This window comes from Mesorhizobium sp. P2_C7, from assembly GCF_056404515.1.
The window spans coordinates 58,530-76,035 of sequence record NZ_JBFUDW010000002.1; the positions used below are offsets into that span (position 1 = coordinate 58,530).

At 63.2% G+C, this 17,506-nt stretch carries 17 protein-coding genes and 1 tRNA gene; 9 read left to right on the forward strand and 9 right to left on the reverse strand.

Annotated features, from left to right (window positions below; translation table 11 throughout):
• Positions 1-28: 28 nt before the first annotated feature.
• The 5 genes from AC1D2G_RS05315 to AC1D2G_RS05335 form a co-directional block, all read right to left on the reverse strand.
• Positions 29-946 carry a ketopantoate reductase family protein gene (locus AC1D2G_RS05315; protein ID WP_477412515.1) on the reverse strand — a complete coding sequence of 306 codons (918 nt, stop codon included), beginning with the start codon at positions 944-946 and terminating at the stop codon, positions 29-31.
• Between the two features lie 162 nt (positions 947-1,108).
• Positions 1,109-2,845 (reverse strand): adenylate/guanylate cyclase domain-containing protein, encoded by a 1,737-nt coding sequence (locus AC1D2G_RS05320; protein WP_477412517.1) that lies wholly within the window; start codon positions 2,843-2,845, stop codon positions 1,109-1,111.
• Positions 2,846-3,097: 252 nt separating this feature from the next.
• On the reverse strand, positions 3,098-3,391 hold the full coding sequence (locus tag AC1D2G_RS05325) for a GYD domain-containing protein (RefSeq protein WP_095088629.1): 294 nt from the start codon (positions 3,389-3,391) through the stop codon (positions 3,098-3,100).
• A 112-nt stretch (positions 3,392-3,503) separates the two neighbouring features.
• A complete protein-coding gene (locus AC1D2G_RS05330) occupies positions 3,504-5,606 on the reverse strand; it encodes an alpha/beta fold hydrolase (protein ID WP_477412519.1) in 2,103 nt (700 codons plus the stop codon).
• A gap of 722 nt (positions 5,607-6,328) precedes the next feature.
• A tRNA-Thr gene (locus AC1D2G_RS05335) sits at positions 6,329-6,403 on the reverse strand.
• Between the two features lie 161 nt (positions 6,404-6,564).
• Here AC1D2G_RS05335 and AC1D2G_RS05340 point away from each other — a divergent pair.
• The 9 genes from AC1D2G_RS05340 to yacG all read left to right on the forward strand — a co-directional run bounded on the left by AC1D2G_RS05340 (position 6,565) and on the right by yacG (position 12,185).
• Positions 6,565-6,741 (forward strand): hypothetical protein, encoded by a 177-nt coding sequence (locus tag AC1D2G_RS05340; protein ID WP_477412521.1) that lies wholly within the window; start codon positions 6,565-6,567, stop codon positions 6,739-6,741.
• Positions 6,742-6,869: 128 nt separating this feature from the next.
• Positions 6,870-8,162 (forward strand): UDP-N-acetylglucosamine 1-carboxyvinyltransferase, encoded by a 1,293-nt coding sequence (gene murA, locus AC1D2G_RS05345; protein ID WP_477225412.1) that lies wholly within the window; start codon positions 6,870-6,872, stop codon positions 8,160-8,162.
• 193 nt (positions 8,163-8,355) lie between these two features.
• Positions 8,356-8,790, forward strand: a complete 435-nt coding sequence (locus AC1D2G_RS05350) for a DUF2948 family protein (RefSeq protein ID WP_457151819.1) — start codon at positions 8,356-8,358, stop codon at positions 8,788-8,790.
• A gap of 7 nt (positions 8,791-8,797) precedes the next feature.
• On the forward strand, positions 8,798-10,090 hold the full coding sequence (gene hisD / locus AC1D2G_RS05355; protein WP_477412523.1) for a histidinol dehydrogenase: 1,293 nt from the start codon (positions 8,798-8,800) through the stop codon (positions 10,088-10,090).
• Positions 10,091-10,096: 6 nt separating this feature from the next.
• Entirely contained in the window at positions 10,097-10,582 is a 486-nt protein-coding gene (locus AC1D2G_RS05360; protein WP_095088641.1) for a UPF0262 family protein, read from the forward strand.
• On the forward strand, positions 10,570-11,034 hold the full coding sequence (locus tag AC1D2G_RS05365) for an arsenate-mycothiol transferase ArsC (RefSeq protein ID WP_477413048.1): 465 nt from the start codon (positions 10,570-10,572) through the stop codon (positions 11,032-11,034). The genes AC1D2G_RS05360 and AC1D2G_RS05365 overlap by 13 nt, the downstream gene beginning before the upstream one ends.
• 87 nt (positions 11,035-11,121) lie before the next feature.
• Positions 11,122-11,340, forward strand: coding sequence for a translation initiation factor IF-1 (gene infA / locus AC1D2G_RS05370; RefSeq protein WP_006200926.1), 219 nt, complete (start codon positions 11,122-11,124; stop codon positions 11,338-11,340).
• Between the two features lie 21 nt (positions 11,341-11,361).
• Positions 11,362-11,991, forward strand: a complete 630-nt coding sequence (locus AC1D2G_RS05375; protein ID WP_095088645.1) for a Maf-like protein — start codon at positions 11,362-11,364, stop codon at positions 11,989-11,991.
• Positions 11,988-12,185 (forward strand): DNA gyrase inhibitor YacG, encoded by a 198-nt coding sequence (gene yacG, locus AC1D2G_RS05380; RefSeq protein WP_095088647.1) that lies wholly within the window; start codon positions 11,988-11,990, stop codon positions 12,183-12,185. Before AC1D2G_RS05375 ends, yacG begins: the two co-directional genes overlap by 4 nt.
• Before the next feature lie 24 nt (positions 12,186-12,209).
• On the opposite strand, the gene melA is transcribed toward yacG, so the two are convergent.
• From melA to AC1D2G_RS05400, 4 genes are read right to left on the reverse strand one after another with little or no spacing between them, the layout of a single operon-like run.
• Positions 12,210-13,580 carry an alpha-galactosidase gene (gene melA / locus AC1D2G_RS05385; protein WP_477412525.1) on the reverse strand — a complete coding sequence of 457 codons (1,371 nt, stop codon included), beginning with the start codon at positions 13,578-13,580 and terminating at the stop codon, positions 12,210-12,212.
• Positions 13,581-13,599: 19 nt separating this feature from the next.
• The gene (locus tag AC1D2G_RS05390; RefSeq protein ID WP_477412527.1) at positions 13,600-15,267 is read right to left on the reverse strand and encodes an ABC transporter ATP-binding protein; all 1,668 of its coding nucleotides are present in this window, start codon (positions 15,265-15,267) and stop codon (positions 13,600-13,602) included.
• 10 nt (positions 15,268-15,277) lie between these two features.
• Positions 15,278-16,417 (reverse strand): ABC transporter permease, encoded by a 1,140-nt coding sequence (locus AC1D2G_RS05395; RefSeq protein WP_477412529.1) that lies wholly within the window; start codon positions 16,415-16,417, stop codon positions 15,278-15,280.
• Positions 16,418-17,425 carry an ABC transporter permease gene (locus AC1D2G_RS05400; protein WP_095088651.1) on the reverse strand — a complete coding sequence of 336 codons (1,008 nt, stop codon included), beginning with the start codon at positions 17,423-17,425 and terminating at the stop codon, positions 16,418-16,420. It lies immediately after the preceding gene.
• Between the last annotated feature and the right edge of the window lie 81 nt (positions 17,426-17,506).

Below are 17,506 nucleotides of genomic sequence, written 5' to 3' on the forward strand. Positions count from 1 at the left end.
CCTCCCAAGGAACGTTGACGGGGCGCCACTACGGAGCTGCACCCGCTGCGTAGAGATGCAGGGCGCGGAAGACCGCCGTGTGGCCGGGGGTCGCAACACCGAACCTAATGCCCAATTCGTGCATGCGCCCGGACAGCCAGGCGACCTCGATTGGCTTGCCCCTTTCGAGGTCGTTGGCCATCGACGATTTTACGTGCGGTGGGAATGCGGTCCATCTGGTCACAACGCGCCCTTCGAACCCCTCGGCCATGGGATGACCGGCCGCGGCCGCGACCACCATCCCCTCGTCGCGCAGTTGCTCGATGAAGATACGAGCCTCGGGGTCGTCGAGGATCCGACCGATCCCAGAGCGCATGAGAGACGTCCCTCCGGAAAAGGCCGCGAGTGTCACAAACTTCTCCCACAGCACATTGTCGATGTCGGCAACCGGCTTCAGCTCAAGCCCAACAGCACGATCGCAGAGCGCCTGAAGGTCCTTGATGAGAGGCTCGCGGTGCCCGCCGACCAGGATGTGACGCAGCCCGCCAGCGTGGACGACTTCTCCCGGCTGTTTGATGAATGCGGACAAGTAGGTGGCGCCGCCAATCACCTGGTCGCCGGGAACATGGCGGCCTAGAATCTCGACGCTGTCGATGCCGTTCTGCAACGTCACGACACGCGTATTCCTGCCGATGAGCGGTCCGAGCGCGGCGGCGGCCTTCTCGCTGTCGTAGAGTTTCACCGCGAAAATCACGAGATCGACGGGACCGATGTCGGCCGGCGCGTCGCTCGCGGACACATTGGGGAGAAAGACGTTGCCGATATCGCTTTGAATTCGCAGGCCGTCCCGGCGCATTGCCTGCAAGTGGGCACCGCGAGCGATGAAGCTGACGTCGCCCCCCGCCTCTGCGAGCCTTGCGCCGAGATAGCCGCCGATGCCGCCCGCCCCGATCATTGCGATCCGCATGCGTCCCCCTCGACATCAGCTGCCGCCATGGGCCGAGCGAAGCTGGAACGGCATCTGCCGGGCCCGATGTCTATTAGCATTTACTTGAATACAAGGCCAGCCGACGGGGTTCGAGTGCGACGGCAAGCGATCACGACGGGTCCTCGGCTACTTCACCGCCCGTCACGCCGGCAATCCGGCCTTGATGAGCCCTTCACGGAGAAGCTCCCGGTCTTCGGCGTGTTCAAGGAGGACGCTCTCGCGCATGTATTCAGCGGTAGAGAAATCAGGCTGCAAGCGCAGGACCTCCGCCACTGCTGCCTGTGCCGCTTCGGTCCGTTCGAGCTGGGCGTAGCAGGCCGCCAGCCGTGCACTCGACCACGAGCTTGGCAGGGGCATTTTTTTGAACGCCTGAGCGGCCTCTGCAAAGCGCCGAAGCGAATAAAGGGCGATGCCGAAGTGAACATCGTACCAGCGAAAGTGTAGTGGGTTCAGGCGACCAGCAGCTTCCAAGCAAACCAGTGCTTCTTCCGGCCTGCCACGAAAGGCCAGCAAGCGGCCCTTCATGATCAGTCCGTCTGCATCATTGGGATTGAGGTCGAATGCCCGGCGGAGATGTTGCTCGGCCATGTCGTATTCACGACGGTAGAGACAGATGGTCGACAGTATGCGGTGGCAGCGGCTCTCCAGAGGGTCGAGTGCGATCGCGTGCTTTGCCTCGTTGAACGCCGCGTCCAGCACCTCGGTCGGTGCGGCGGCGTGCCCGTTCTGTGCCACCTTCACGAATGCACGATACGAATGCGCCACGGCATACCGCGCGTCGAGGGCCACCGCCTTCTCGAACATCTCAAGCGCTTGCCGATTGGCATCCGTGTCACTCCGAAAGTGGGCCATGCCCCGCAGCAAGCAGTCGTAGGCGGCAAGGCTGGTTGTCGGCTTCCGGAGCGATTGCTGAAGTCTCGCATCTTCAATTCGCCCAACCAGCGTCGAGACAATGGTCTGCGCAACTTCGTCCTGCACCGTGAAGACGTCGTCGAGGCCGCGGTCATAGCGTTCGGCCCAAAGATGCGCGCCGGTCGCCGCCTCGATGAGCTGCGCAGTGATCCGCACGCGCGCTCCGGCGCGCCGCACGCTGCCTTCGAGAAGATAGGACACCCCAAGCCGCCGGCCGATCTCGGCAAGGTCGATCGACTTGCCGCGAAAGGCGAAGGAGGAGTTGCGGGCAATCACGAACAGCGAGCGGAAGTGCGTCAGCCCGGTGACGATGTCTTCGGTGATGCCGTCGCTGAAGTAGGTCTCCTCCGGCTGCCCGCTCAGATTGTCGAACGGAAGCACTGCGATTGAGGGTCTGTCGGGCAAGGATAGCGGCGCACCGGCGGCAGGCGGTGCCGATCCCTTGGACCAGCACCAAACGCGGACCGGCTGCGCGATGTTCTTCAGCTTGCGCTCGCCGGTGTCTTCAAAGGCGAAGTCAGTCTTGCCGGCCAGCTGCTTCTGCGCCGCATCGGCAATGCAAATGCCCCCAGGCTCCGCCAGTGCCTCAAGCCGTGCCGCGATGTTGACGCCATCCCCGAGCAGGTCGCCGTCCTCCACGACAACGTCACCGACGTTGATGCCGATGCGGAACACTATGCGGCTCTCGGGCGGGACCTCCCGCTGATGCTCCGCCGTCCCTTCCTGCATTGCGACGGCACAGGCCACGGCCTCAACAACGGAGCCAAACTCAACGATTGCGCCGTCGCCCATTAGTTTGGCAACACGGCCCCTGTGGTCTGCGATCAGCGGGTCTACCACTTGGGAGCGAAGGGTCCTGATCGACGCGAGTGTACGGGCCTCATCTGCTTCGATCAGGCGTGAATAGGCCACTATGTCGGCGGCCATGATCGCAGCGAGCCGCCGCTCCACCCGAACAACTGGCATAAGATGTCTTCCAGTACATCGCTAAGCGAACGCCCAATCTTCGCAGCTTCAAGTACGACCCGCAATCCGAACGGCAATGGCTTCAAGGTAGCCGCTATGCGGCTGGCTACGGTTGTTGACCAAAATATCGAGTTGAACCGCACTCATAAAAAACCCTGGCCTCGTCCCAGGGTTTTCGCTTCAAGGATATGAGCGAGGCCGCCGTTCCCCTCGCCAGCGGGCTTCGATCGCCCGTTTACGGCAGAGTGGCGGTCAGGCCATCTTTGCCATTATCTTGGCCATATCCGCGGCGTCGAACGCCCTCAATGTCTGGGTTCTGATGTTGCCTAGCGATGCGATCGATAAGGCTAGTGCGGTCGCAGCAATGTCGTCGTCGGCTTCGGCAATCGCCACGACATCATGCTGGCCAAGTGTCCACAACAGGGTGTGAACCTTGATGCCGTTCTTGCTGGCCATCGCCTTGAAGGCTTCGGCACGCTTCTGGGTATCCTTTATGCTCCTGATACCTTGATCTGTGAAATTTGACAGCAATACGTAGTAAGCCATTTTTTCCTCCCATTGTGGGAGCGGGCGGGCACTCACGGCGCGTCCGCCGTCTCCCGCAACGACGATACCACGAGTCAGGTGCGCGAACCACTTGCGTCAAGGATCATCGCCGTCAGGCTGGCCCACCGACGGAGAAAAGCTGCAAGCTCCCGGGAAGCCCGGCAAGTTCCGTATCGCCGCGCTCTTCAAACATCAGGCCGGAGCCGACCACAAGATCACGAACGGTCCGCGAGGCAATGATCTCGCCTGGCCGCGCATGATCGAGCAGCCGCGATGACAGCTCGATCGCCATCCCGGTGAAGTCATCGCCGCGCTCCTCGCATTCGCCGGTATGGACTGCCGAGCGGACATCGAGACCGGATTGCTTCAGGCGTTGACGAATCGCGATCGCGCACTGGATCGATCGCGTCGGGCCTTGGAACACGGCGACAAATCCGCTTGCCGTGCGTCTGATCCGCCTGCCTTCGGCACCGAGCAGTTCGCTACGGATCTCTTCGGCGTGTCGCTCAATCAGATCCGTGCCCGCACCAGAGGAAGGGCCTTCTATCTCTACGGACAGCACCGACACCAGGAGCCGCTTGCCCGGCACCGCCGGCAAAGCGCCGGTGACAAAAGCCTGGATCTCGTCCACGAGGCGATCGGAATTCTCCCCCCAGATCACGTGGTCCCGGCCGGCAAGCTCGATGTATCGGGCACCTTCGATATGCGTTGCCAGGTAGCGTCCTTCTTCCCGCTTTACCCAGCGGTCGCCCGTCGTCTGAGCGATGAGCGTCGGAACGTGAATGGCCGGCAGAATGTCGCGAACGTCGATTTCGGTTCCCCAGCGCCAGAGCGCTATCGCGTCGGCGGGAGAGGCTGAATTCCTGAGGTAGGCGGCGAACCATTCTCTCTCGAAACTGTCGTTCATCAGGCTGGGCGCGGCGTTGCTCATGTCCGCCGGCTCTCCCCACTCTCTCTCGACGACTGTTAGATCTTGTTCCACCTCCTCGCTTGTTCTCGCCCAGGGGTAATCCTTCGACCATCTGCCGCTGGCATAGGCTCCGTTGAGCACGAGCGCCGCCGTGCGCTCGGGATAGGTCGCCGCGAACAGCATGCACATGGGGCCGCCCTCAGAACTGCCGAACAAAACCGTGCGCTTCGAGCCGACCGCATCCAGCACTGCCCGCACGTCCTCCATCCGCTCTTCCATCGTCGGCAGACCGACATTGCGGTCGGACAGCCCCGTGCCGCGCTTATCCATGCGGATCAGGCGGCAGAAGCTGCCGAGGCGCTGGAGCACGTGCGCCAGGCGCGGCGACGACCAGGAAAGGTCGAGGTTGGAGACCCATCCGGGTACATAGATCAGGTCGATCGGCCCGTCGCCGGTCACCTGATAAGCGATGTTGATCCCCGCCGATTTGACGTAGTGCGTCGGCGGGCTGATGGTCTGACCTGAGTCCGGGCGCCTATCGGCTTGGGATCGCAGTGTGATGCGGCGCGCCCGAAGGTCATCATACAGCTTTCGGGTTTCGGGCTCGGGCCGCAAGTCGAGTTGTCGCTGCAGGGCATCGCGGCAGCGCTCATATTGCTTCAGGGCGAGGTTGACGCGACCCTGGGCTGCATAGGTCCGCATCAAGGCGCGGTGAATATCTTCCCGTAGGGGTTCAAAAGCCAGCAAGCGCGTAGCCGCCCGCACGCATGATGCAAGATCGCTTGTCGCGGAATGGTGTGCGACGAGCTTCTCCAGCACAGCTATGGAGATTGCCCTCAATCGCTCGCGCTCGAACCTCAGCCAGTCTTCGAACGGCTCCTCCTTGAGATCGAAGCCATCGAGGAGGTCGCCACGATAGACAGCAAGCGCCTGCTCGAGCTGCTCGGGGGCGGAGCCAGCAGCCAGCGCCTCGAACCGCGCGACATCGAAATCGAGATCGTCGAGATTGAGGCTGATGGTGTCGCCCTCGGTGAGGAACCTCCCGCCCCCTGATGCGTGAGTGGCCTTCCTGACGGCAGACAAGGCCTGCCGCAGGTTCGTCCGGGCCTGGGACTCGCTGTTGCAGCCCCACAAAAGGGAAGCGAGTTTCTCGCGCGATTGCGAGCGTCCGGACTGGAGGGCCAGGTAAGCTATCATGGCACGCGCCTTGCGGCCGAGGAGCGGAACCGTCGCTGCATCGCTGGCAAAATCGAAACCACCGAGCAGACAGAGATGAGGGTGCGTCATCGAATCCGCCACAGCCATAGCTCCCACCGGCGATCATTTCCCCTACCTGCCCCTATTTCAATCGCGATTTTGCCGGCGTGACGCTTTTCACGAGTTCATCACGCTGGTTCCAACGCATTTCTCACGGGCGGCGGACGAGATTGCCCGGACGAGGCAACCCTTGTCTCAGGAGAAGGATGCTATGCTGCACCCGAACGAGTGGCCCATCTGGCATGATGATGCCGAGCAGAACCCGCGGCTGTGGAATGCGGTTGCGCCGCAACGCCACGAAATTGCACTCGCGCGCTATCTTGAGAAGCAGCGGGCTGGCCGAGAATCAATGGTCCGCTCGTTCGACCTTCGGACCGCGACGATCCGCGCATGTGCGCTGATAGCCGATGCCGGGAGGGACTTTCTCAGGCGCTTGGTCGCTCCCGTCGGAGCGCCGAGAACTCACCGTCGCTAACCGGGTCAGCATCATTCAGCGGTCCAGCGATCCCATGCCGGAACTGCGCAACAACGCGATCATGATGATGAGCAGCGACAGCGCCTGGCAGTGCCTTGTGAGCCGTCCTGTAGCCAGGCCCAAGGCGTGTTCGTAGCCCCTGTCCTGCACTCCATAAAGGGCCGAAGGTCCTTGGGGATCACAAGCCTGGTGGACAGCGGCGGTCTCGATTTCCGTCTTGTGACGTCATTTGTAACGTCAGAATGGACGGAACGCGTAGCGCGCCAATGGCTTCAGCGATTTCAACGGGATGGACTGGTGCTGCGAGAGAGGATTGAACTCTCGACCTCTCCCTTACCAAGGGAGTGCTCTACCACTGAGCTACCGCAGCCGCCGATGGCGGGGCTTCTGCCATATCGAACCGGCAAGCGCAAGGCCAAGTGCAACGCTTCTGCGAAAGCCTTTGCCGGATCGCTTTTGATGACATGGCGGCGCCACAATGTTGGCTATCCCTGAATAGCGGGCTGGCTGGTCGCCAGCCGGGGCGAGATTATGAACGACAAGACAATTCCACTGAAAAAGGGCGGTACGAACCGCAAGGACAGGCTCGCGGAGCAATTGCGTGCCAATCTGCAGAAGCGCAAGGCGCAGTCGCGCTCGCGCCGCACCGGCGAAGCCGACCAACGACCGGACGGGCTCGGCTCGGCGAAGGAAATGCAAAAAGATTAACTCAAATCGGCCACTCTTGGCCCGGGGTGGACGAAATCCTATTTCTTGAACCAGGCCGGCCAATGGTCTAGAGGGGCCGATACTCAACCGATTGAACCGGCTTTTTTGGCCGAGAGGGACGTTCTTCCATGGATCGCATCAGAATTGTCGGCGGCAACAAGCTTGCCGGAAGCATTCCGATCTCGGGCGCCAAGAACGCGGCGCTGCCCCTGATGATCGCCTCGCTCCTGACCGACGACACGCTGACGCTGGAAAACGTGCCGCATCTGGCCGATGTCGAGCAGTTGATCCGCATCCTCGGCAATCACGGCGTCGACTATTCGGTCAATGGCCGCCGCGAGAAGCAGAATGAGGGCTATTCGCGCACCATCAATTTCTCGGCCCGCAACATCGTCGACACCACGGCCCCTTATGAGCTCGTGTCGAAGATGCGGGCGTCGTTCTGGGTGATCGGCCCGCTGCTGGCGCGCATGGGCGAGGCCAAGGTGTCGCTGCCGGGCGGTTGCGCCATCGGCACGCGCCCAGTCGATCTTTTCCTCGAAGGCCTGCAGGTGCTGGGCGCCGATATCGACGTCGACACCGGCTACGTCATCGCCAAGACCCGGAATGGTCGCCTCGTCGGCAACCGCTACGTCTTCCCTAAGGTCTCGGTCGGCGCCACCCACGTCCTGATGATGGCGGCGTCGCTGGCCAAGGGCGAGACGGTGCTTGAAAACGCCGCCTGCGAGCCCGAGATCGTCAACCTCGCCGAGTGCCTCAATGCCATGGGCGCGAAGATTTCCGGCGCCGGCACGCCAACCATCACCATCGATGGCGTCGAATCGCTGTCGGGCGCCCGCGTGCGCGTCATTCCCGATCGCATCGAGACCGGCACCTATGCCATGGCCGTAGCCATGACCGGCGGCGACGTCGTGCTCGAAGGCGCGCGACCCGAACTGCTGCAGACCGCGCTCGACGTGATTTCGCAGACCGGCGCCGAGATCACGCCGACCAATTCCGGCATTCGCGTCAGACGCAACGGCGCCGGCATCTCGCCGGTCGATGTGACGACGGCGCCCTTCCCGGCCTTCCCGACCGATCTGCAGGCGCAGTTCATGGGCCTGATGACCATGGCCAAGGGCAAGTCGCGCATCACCGAGACGATCTTCGAAAACCGCTTCATGCATGTGCAGGAACTGGCTCGGCTCGGCGCCCACATCACGCTTTCGGGCCAGACGGCGATCGTCGACGGCGTGCCGAAGTTGAAGGGCGCGCCGGTCATGGCGACCGATCTTCGCGCCTCCGTGTCGCTGGTCATCGCCGGCCTGGCAGCCGAAGGCGAGACCACGGTCAACCGTGTCTACCATCTCGACCGCGGCTTCGAGCGGCTCGAGGAAAAGCTTTCCAATTGCGGCGCGGTGATCGAGCGGATTTCGGCGTAGCCAATCGCCAGGCCTCGCGGCGCGGTTGCGCGGACGGGAAGGACCCTCCTGGAGCCTGGTTCATCTCGATTAAGGTCGAGATGAGCCTCCAGATTCCTGTCTGAGCATGATCTTTTGCGAAAACCGGTTTCCACTTTTCGGGATCATGCTCTAACAGAAGGCTGAACAATCAACCTTCAGGTGCGAAATCCGCATGACCGCCCTTAAGCTTATCGCACTCGACGACCAGGATCTGAGCATCGTTTCGGCCCATGTCCAGGATGCCGTGATGAAGGTCTCGGACCTCGAGTTTCTGCCTTCGGCAAAGCGTTTCGTGCTGACCATGAACCGCTTTGTCTGGGAGGCCAAATCCAGCCTGTTTCGCCAGCACAATGAGCGGCGGCAGGCCGTGCTGCATTTCGACCGCGTGCTCGGCGCCAAGACCAATGGCATTGCTCGAGACAAGCCGGCCGAGGTCCTGTCGCTGCTGGCGGTCAGTTTCATCGAGATCAGCAAGCCGGCCGGTATCGTCGAGCTGATCTTTTCGGGCGGCGGTACCATCATGCTCGATGTCGAGTGCATCGAGGCCCGCCTTGCCGACATCGGCGGCGCGTGGGAAGCCACCTCGCGTCCCGTCCACAAGGCTTGAGCGTCCGATGGCCATCACGCTTCGTCAGTCCGATGCCGATTTCGAGCAGCGTTTCGCCGCCTTCCTTTTGACCAAGCGAGAGGTGTCGGCCGATGTCGATGCCGCGGTGCGCGACATCATCGCGCGCGTGCGCGCCGAGGGCGACGCGGCGCTGATCGACTACACCAGGAAATTCGACCACGCCGACCTCGGAAGTCTCGGCATTGCCGTATCAAAGGACGACATTGCCCGGGCTTACCAGACCGCCGACCCTAAGACGATCGAGGCGCTGGAATTCGCGCGCGACCGTATCCGCTCGCATCATGAGCGGCAGCGGCCCAGGGATGATCGCTATACGGATGCCGCCGGCGTCGAGCTCGGCTCGCGCTGGACGGCGATCGAGGCGGTCGGGCTCTATGTGCCGGGCGGCACCGCGAGCTATCCAAGCTCGGTGCTGATGAACGCCATACCGGCTGGGGTGGCGGGCGTCGAACGCATCGTCATGGTCGTGCCCGCGCCCGGCGGCATCATCAATCCGATGGTGCTGGTGGCGGCTGATATCGCTGGCGTGTCGGAAATTTATCGTGTCGGCGGCGCCCAGGCGATTGCCGCGCTCGCCTACGGCACCGAAACGATCAAGCCGGTGGCCAAGATCGTCGGACCCGGCAATGCCTATGTGGCGGCGGCCAAGCGCCAGGTGTTCGGCACCGTCGGCATCGACATGATCGCCGGGCCCTCGGAAGTGCTTGTCGTGGCCGACGGCAGCAACGATCCGGACTGGATCGCCGCCGACCTGCTGGCCCAGGCCGAGCACGATGCGTCGGCGCAGTCGATCCTGGTCACCGACGATCCGGCCTTCGGTCGTGCCGTCGAACGGGCCGTGGAACGCCAATTGCAGAGCCTGCCGCGCGCCGAGACGGCAGCGGCGAGCTGGCGCGATTTCGGCGCGGTGGTCGAGGTCGTCACGATCGACGCCGCGCTGCCGCTGGTCGACCGCATCGCCGCAGAACATGTCGAACTTGCCATCGACGATGCCGAAGGGTTTCTCGCGCGGATGCGCAATGCCGGTGCCGTGTTTCTCGGCCGCCACACGCCGGAGGCCATCGGCGACTATGTCGGTGGCTCCAACCACGTGCTGCCCACGGCACGCTCGGCGCGCTTCTCGTCTGGCTTATCCGTGCTCGACTTCGTCAAGCGCACCTCGATCCTGAAGCTTGGACCGGAGCAGCTGCGGATTCTGGCGCCGGCGGCGATTGCGCTCGCCAAGGCGGAAGGCCTCGATGCGCACGGCCGCTCCGTCGCCATACGGCTGAACATGTAGGCCGTCATGTCGGACTCCGATCAAACCCGCGCCAGGCTGATCGATGTCGAACTCGATGAATCGATCGGCCGTTCGACGCCCGATGTCGAGCATGAGCGTGCGGTGGCGATCTTCGACCTGATCGAGGAGAACAGTTTTCAACCCGTCAATGACAGCGGCCCCGGGCCATACCGGCTAAAACTGTCACTGGCCGAGCAACGCCTGGTCTTTGCCGTAGCGCGCGAGGACGGGGATGCCGTCGTCACCCACATCCTGTCGCTGACGCCGCTCAGGCGCATCGTCAAGGATTACTACATGATCTGCGAAAGCTATTACGACGCCATCCGCTCCTCGACGCCGAGCCATATCGAGGCAATCGACATGGGCCGCCGCGGCCTGCACAATGAGGGCTCGCAAACGCTGATGGACCGGCTGGCCGGCAAGATCGACATCGATTTCGATACGGCGCGCCGGCTGTTCACGCTGGTCTGCGTGCTGCACTGGCGGGGCTAGCCCTGGCTGCCCTGCCCCGCTCGATCCTGTTCCTGTGCGGCATGAACGCCGTGCGCTCGCCAATGGCCGAACAGCTGGCGCGGCGGGCGCTGCCGGCCACTGTCTTCGTCGCCTCGGCCGGCGTTCGCGCCGGCGAGCGCGATCCGTTCGTCGATGCGGTGCTGGCCGAGGAAGGGATGTCGCTGGGCGAGCGTCACCCAAGGACGATGGACGATCTCGAAGACGACTATTTCGACCTCATCGTCACGCTGGCGCCAGAAGCGCACCATGCCGCACTCGAACTCACCCGCTCGCTCGCCGTAGAGGTCGAATACTGGCCGACGCCGGACCCGACCGACGCCGCCGGCACGCGCGAGCAGATCATGGCCAGCTATCGCGACGTACGCGAGCGGCTGAAAGCGCGCATAGGTCGGCGTTTTTTGCTTCCAGAAGCAAAAAACGAGACGGATTAAGCGTGTTCACAAGCGGGCGTTTATCATATAGGTTCCGCCGAAATTCCGGCCAGGGCGCTGGAACTACCATCCAAGCAAAGGTATCGAATGCCGAAGGAAGAAGTCCTCGAGTTTCCGGGTGTCGTGACGGAATTGTTGCCCAACGCGATGTTCAGGGTGAAACTCGAAAACGAACACGAGATCATCGCCCATACAGCCGGCCGCATGCGCAAGAACCGCATCCGCGTGCTGACCGGCGACAAGGTTCTGGTCGAGATGACGCCATACGACCTGACCAAGGGCCGCATCACCTATCGTTTCAAGTAAGCAAAGCGCGACTGGTCCGCGATGAGCATTTTGCAGAAGCTGGTGCTTGCCTCGGGTTCGCCGCGCCGGATCGAGCTCTTGCAGCAGGCCGGCATCGAGCCGGACCGCGTGCTGCCGGCCGATGTCGACGAGACGCCGCTGCGCGCCGAGCATCCGCGCTCTCTGGCCAAGCGGCTGTCGAAGGAAAAGGCCGAGAAGGCGTTCGCCTCGCTGACGGCCGAGGCCGACTATGCGCCTGGCTTCGTGCTGGCCGCCGATACGGTGGTCGCCGTCGGGCGGCGCATCCTGCCCAAGGCTGAAACCCTCGACGACGCCGCCAATTGCCTCGGGCTGCTGTCGGGCCGTTCGCACCGGGTCTATTCCGGCATCTGCCTGATCACGCCGGGCGGCAAATTGCGCCAGCGACTGGTCGAGACGCGGGTGCGCTTCAAGCGGCTGCCGCGCGAGGAAATCGACGCCTACGTGGCCTCCGGTGAATGGCGCGGCAAGGCCGGCGGCTATGCCGTCCAGGGTCTCGCCGGCGCCTTCGTCGTCAAGCTGGTCGGTTCCTACACCAACATCGTCGGCCTGCCTCTCTACGAGACAGTGGCGCTGCTTGCCGGCGAAGGCTTCAAGGTGCATCGCGGGTGGCAAGTGGGAGCCCGGCTGTGAGCCTGGACGACAAGGTCACGCCGCTGCGGCCGAAGCGCCCCTGCCCCGAATGCGGCAAGCCCTCGGCGCGCGAGACCTATCCGTTCTGCTCGACGCGCTGCAAGGACATCGACCTCAACCGCTGGCTGAAGGGCGCCTATGTCATCTCCGCCCGCGACGACGAGGAAGAAACGGACGCCGACGAGCCTAAGTGAGGCCAGACTGCCGGGAGCGGCCCATCAAGCCGCCTCGGTCTTGTGCCCCACACGCGCCCAGGCCGGCAGCCAGTCGCCGTGGGCGGCGAGGAGATCATCGACCAGTGACCAGATCTGGTCGAGATCGAGCTCGGCTGCGGTGTGCGGATCCATCATCGCAGCATGGTAGATGTGCTCGCGGTTCTCGCTCATCAGCGCCCGCACCGTCAATTCCTGCACGTTGATGTTGGTGCGGATCAGCGCCGTCAATTGCGGCGGCAGGTCACCGATGTAAGTCGGCTGGATGCCGGAGGCGTCGACCAGGCACGGCACTTCGGCGGCGCAATCGCGGGGCAGCGAGGTGATGCAGCCATTGTTGCGGACATTGCCGTAGATCACCGAGGGTTCGCCCGTCCACACCGAGTTCATGATCGAGGAGGCATACTCCTTCGACTCCTCAACCTCGATCCGCTGGGCTGACCGGTAGGCCTGCGCCTGGTCTTTCCAGCGCTCGATCTGCTCGATGCAGCGTTTGGGATATTCGTCGAGCGGAATGCCGTATTTCTCGATCAAATCGGGGCGGCCTTCCTTGATGAAATAGGGCGTGTATTCGGCGAAATGCTCCGAGCTTTCGGTGACGAAATAGCCTAGCCGCGTCAGCATCTCGTAGCGCACCTTGTTGGGGCAGCGCGGATTCCAGCCGGGCTTGGGCGCGCGGCCTTCGCGATAGGCGCGCACGAGATCGGGATAGAGGTCGCGGTAGGAACCGTCGGGCTGGCGATGCTCGAATTTCAGGTAAAAGGCCATGTGGTTGATGCCGGCCGAGCGATAGCGGATCTCTTCGTAGGGAAGGTCGAGATCGTGCGCCAGCTCCATTGCCGTGCCCTGCACCGAATGGCAGAGGCCGACCTGCCTGATCTCAGGATATTTCTCTGATATCGCCCAGGTGTTGATCGCCATCGGGTTGACGTATTGCAGCATGATCGCCTGCGGGCAGACGGCGAGCATGTCCTCGCAGATCTTCCACAGATGCGGCACGGTCCTCAATCCGCGCATGATGCCGCCGACGCCGAGCGTGTCGGCGATCGTCTGGCGCAGGCCGTATTTCTTCGGCACTTCGAAGTCGGTGACCGTGCAGGGCTCATAGCCGCCGATCTGGAAGGCGACGACGACGAAGTCGGCGCCCGCCAGCGCCTTGCGCTGGTCGGAATGCGTCTCGGCCTTCGCCTTGACCCCGAGCGTCGCGATCAGCTTGTTGACGACGATGGCGCTCTCTTCGAGCCGCTGCGGATTGATGTCCATCAGCGCGATCGTGGCGCCCGAAAGCGACGGCCGCTGCAGCACGTCGCCGACAATGTTCTTCATGAACACCGTCGAGCCGGCGCCGATGAATGTGATCTTGGGATTTCTTGCCACGCTAACCTCCGGCATATGTTCAAGCCACATCGAAAGCGGCCCTGACGAGCCGTTCGGTGTAGGCGGTCTTGGGATTGGTGAGGACCTCGTCGACGGGGCCCTGTTCGACGATCTTGCCGTGCTGCATGACGATGACGCGGTGGCACAGCGCGCGCACCACCTTGAGGTCGTGCGAGATGAACAGGTAGCTCAAGCCCCGCTCGTCCTGCAGCTTGCGCAAGAGGTCGATGATCTGCGCCTGGACGGAGAGGTCCAGCGCCGAGGTGGGCTCGTCGAGCAGGATGAATTCGGGCTCGAGCGCGATGGCGCGGGCGATGGCGACGCGCTGGCGCTGACCGCCCGAGAATTCGTGCGGGAAACGCGAAAGGATATCCCCCGGCATGCCGGCACTGACCAGCGCCTCGCGCACCCGGTCGACCCGCTCGGCCCGTGTCGCGCCTATGCTGTTGACGACCAGCCCTTCCTCGATGATCTGGCCGATCGTCATGCGCGGATTGAGCGAAAAGAAAGGATCCTGGAAAACGATCTGCATGCGCGCGCGCAGTGGCCGCATCTCGTTGCGTGACAGGCCCTGGATCGGTTGGCCGTCGAAACGGATTTCGCCGCGCTTGGTGTCGATCAATCTCAGCAGCGCCTGGCCGAATGTGGTCTTGCCGGAACCGGATTCGCCGACAAGCCCCAGCGTCTCATGGCGGCAAAGCTTGAGGCCGAGATCGTCGACGGCGACCAGCTCACGCCAGTCCGGCCTCAGGAAACTGCCGTGACGCAGCATGAAGCAGACGCGCACATCATTCGCTTCGAGGATGGCGCCGCTGCCCTCGGGAAGCGGTTGCGGACGCCCACGCGGCTCCGCGGCGAGCAGCCGCTGCGTGTAGGGATGCTGTGGGTCCGCAAACAGCCGTTCGGTGACGTTGTGCTCGCACATCGCGCCATGCTGCATGACGTAGACATAGTCGGAGAATTTGCGCACCACGGTGAGATCGTGGGTGATCAGGATCACCGCCATCCGCAGTTCTTTTTGCAGATTGCGGATCAGGTTCAGGATTTGCGCCTGGACGGTGACGTCGAGCGCGGTGGTCGGCTCATCGGCAATCAACACGTCAGGATCGTTGGCCAGCGCCATGGCGATCATTACGCGCTGCCGCTGACCGCCCGAAAGCTGGTGCGGATACTGTTTGAGCCGCGCCTCCGGCTCGGGGATCTGGACATGCCGCAAGAGTTCGAGCGCCCGTGCCCAGGCCTGCCTGCGGCTCACCTTGCGGTGCACCCGGATCGCCTCGACGATCTGGCTGCCGACCGTATAGATCGGGTTGAGCGAGCTCATCGGCTCCTGGAAGATCATCGAGATGCGGTTGCCGCGCAGCTTGCGCCGCTCGCTCTCGGGGAATTTCAGGATGTCCTGGCCATCGTAACAGATGCTCGATTTCGGCGACACGGTGGCCCGGCGCGACAGCAGCCCCATGACGGCGCGCGCCGTCACCGACTTGCCGGAACCGGATTCGCCGACGATGGCGATCGTCTCGCCGCGATAGAGCTGGAACGAGATGTCCTTGACCGCTTCGACAACGCCGTGCTCGACCTTGAAGGCGACCTCGATGTTGCGGGCGTCGATGATGGGCTGGTCCTGGCGCCCGTCATGGTCATGACGAACGGTGGGGGCGAAGGATTCGGCGAGTGCGACGGTCATCCCAGCCACCTCAATACGGATCGACGGCATCGCGCAGGCCGTCGCCCAGCGCGTTGAAGGCAAAAACGGTGACGAGCACGAAACCGACCGGCGACAGGATCCAGGGATAGGTGCCGATGACGGAATAGGTCGCGGTGTCCTGCAGCATCAGGCCCCACGAGATCAGCGGAGGCTTGACCGCAAAGCCGAGGAACCCGAGGAAGCATTCGAGCAGCACCACCGTCGGGATCGCCAAGGTGACGGCGACAATCACGTGGCTCATCACATTGGGCAAGATGTGCTGCAGGATGATGCGCCGGTCGGTGGCGCCGACCGCCATTGCGGCGCGCACATACTCGATGCGGGCCAGCGCCAACGTCTTACCGCGCACCTCGCGCGACATCTGCGCCCAGCCCAGCGCCGACATGACGACGATGACAAAGGCGAGGAAGACATTGGTCGGCGCGGTGACGGGGATCAGCGTCGTCAGCGCAAGATAGAGCGGCAGCTGCGGGAAGGCGAGCACCAGTTCGACGAAGCGCTGCATCCAGATATCGAACCGGCCGCCGAAATAGCCGGAAACCATGCCGACGGTGGTGCCGATGACGGTTATGATGAAGACGACCGTCAGCGCGATCATCAGCGAGACGCGCGAACCATGTATGGCGCGCGACAGGATATCGCGGCCGAACTTGTCGGTACCGAGGAAATGCACCGGCTGGCCGTCCATCGAGGCGAAGAAATGCCGGTCCGCCGGGACCAGCCCGAAGAGCTTGTAGGGCGCGCCTTCGACAAAGAAGCCAAGCAGTCTCGGATGGTCGTAGTCGGGGCCGACGACGGGCTGGAAGGTGACCGGATCGAGGTCGGCCGAATCGGCCAGCGCATAGACCCGTGGCCGCGCGACGAAATTGCCGTCTTTGTCGTGGAAGGAGGGCACTTGCGGCGGAGCGAAGCCGACATCGGTCGCCTTCGGGTCCATCGGCGCCAGGAATTCGGCGAACACGGCCATCACCAGCAACAGAACGACGAGCCAAAGCCCGGCCATGCCGGTCCAGGAGCGCTTCAACCGACGCCAGACGAGCGCGATATAGCTCTCATTGCCGCGCGCCGGTTTGGCGACGATGGGTCCTTCCGCCGGCAGCGGTGGAGGTGATGGATCGCGGGCCAGCATCTAGCTCTCTCCGTATTGGCGGATGCGCGGGTCCAGCAGGACGAGCAGCATGTCGGCGATGATGTTGCCGACGATCAGTGTCGCCGACAGCACCATCATGAAGGTGGCCGTGACATAGACATCACCGACCGCCATCGAACCGACGATCGCCGGGCCGACGGTCGGCAGCGCGAAGATAATCGCCGTCTCGATCTCGCCGGTGAGCATGTAGGGCAACACCACACCCTGATACATGACGAGTGGATGCAGCGCATTGGGCACGGCGTGCCGCATGACGACGGCGCTACCGGTCAGGCCCTTGGCTCTCGCCGTCTCGACATATTGCGCGTTAAGCGTATCCAGCAGATTGCCGCGCATGACGCGCATATTGTAGGCGAGGCCGCCGAAAGTGGCGATCGCCACCACCGGCCAGACATGCTTGACCAGGTCGACGAACTTCGCCCAAGACCATGGCGCGCCGCCATATTGCGGCGAGAAGAATGAGCCGATCTCCGACAGGTTGAACTGGAAGACGAGGAGATAGACGATGATCAGCGCCATCAGGAAGCGCGGCACGGTCATGCCGAGGAAGGCGATGGCCGAGAGCGTCGAGTCGATCCACGTGTATTGCCTTGTCGCCGCCCATATGCCGAACGTGATGCCCAGCACCGACGCGAGCAGATGGCAGACCAGCGCCAGGAGCAGCGTTCTCGGCAGGCGCTCGCCGACGACATCGGCCACCGGCTTGTTGTAGTAGAGGCTGTAGCCGAAATCGCCGCGAGTAATGATTCCGCCGATCCAGTTGAGATACTGGACGGGCAGCGGCTTATCGAGGCCGTGTTCGACGCGGTAGGCCTGGGCCTGCGCATCGGCCTCGGCGAAGGACGCGCCGCCCTGGTTGATCAGCTGCGAACGGATGTAGTCGGCATAGTCACCAGGTGGCGCCTGGATGATGGCGAAGGTGACGAGGCTCAAGATTGCGAGGACCGGTATTGCCGACGCTATGCGCATAAGCAGGAATCGCAGCATGGACGGTCGGCTTCCTCATTTCGCCGGACGCTCCCATTGAGGGTCGTTCGGAGGTTGGTTTGCCCCGGCCGCGCCAGCGGC

What these genes read in the sequence shown, in the direction of transcription:
- AC1D2G_RS05315 (WP_477412515.1), bottom strand. Translation starts at nt 946, where the DNA reads ATGCGGATCGCAATGATCGGGGCGGGCGGCATCGGCGGCTATCTCGGC.
- AC1D2G_RS05320 (WP_477412517.1), bottom strand. Translation starts at nt 2,845, where the DNA reads ATGCCAGTTGTTCGGGTGGAGCGGCGGCTCGCTGCGATCATGGCCGCC.
- AC1D2G_RS05325 (WP_095088629.1), bottom strand. Translation starts at nt 3,391, where the DNA reads ATGGCTTACTACGTATTGCTGTCAAATTTCACAGATCAAGGTATCAGG.
- AC1D2G_RS05330 (WP_477412519.1), bottom strand. Translation starts at nt 5,606, where the DNA reads ATGGCTGTGGCGGATTCGATGACGCACCCTCATCTCTGTCTGCTCGGT.
- AC1D2G_RS05340 (WP_477412521.1), top strand. Translation starts at nt 6,565, where the DNA reads ATGAACGACAAGACAATTCCACTGAAAAAGGGCGGTACGAACCGCAAG.
- murA (WP_477225412.1), top strand. Translation starts at nt 6,870, where the DNA reads ATGGATCGCATCAGAATTGTCGGCGGCAACAAGCTTGCCGGAAGCATT.
- AC1D2G_RS05350 (WP_457151819.1), top strand. Translation starts at nt 8,356, where the DNA reads ATGACCGCCCTTAAGCTTATCGCACTCGACGACCAGGATCTGAGCATC.
- hisD (WP_477412523.1), top strand. Translation starts at nt 8,798, where the DNA reads ATGGCCATCACGCTTCGTCAGTCCGATGCCGATTTCGAGCAGCGTTTC.
- AC1D2G_RS05360 (WP_095088641.1), top strand. Translation starts at nt 10,097, where the DNA reads ATGTCGGACTCCGATCAAACCCGCGCCAGGCTGATCGATGTCGAACTC.
- infA (WP_006200926.1), top strand. Translation starts at nt 11,122, where the DNA reads ATGCCGAAGGAAGAAGTCCTCGAGTTTCCGGGTGTCGTGACGGAATTG.
- AC1D2G_RS05375 (WP_095088645.1), top strand. Translation starts at nt 11,362, where the DNA reads ATGAGCATTTTGCAGAAGCTGGTGCTTGCCTCGGGTTCGCCGCGCCGG.
- AC1D2G_RS05390 (WP_477412527.1), bottom strand. Translation starts at nt 15,267, where the DNA reads ATGACCGTCGCACTCGCCGAATCCTTCGCCCCCACCGTTCGTCATGAC.
- AC1D2G_RS05395 (WP_477412529.1), bottom strand. Translation starts at nt 16,417, where the DNA reads ATGCTGGCCCGCGATCCATCACCTCCACCGCTGCCGGCGGAAGGACCC.
- AC1D2G_RS05400 (WP_095088651.1), bottom strand. Translation starts at nt 17,425, where the DNA reads ATGCTGCGATTCCTGCTTATGCGCATAGCGTCGGCAATACCGGTCCTC.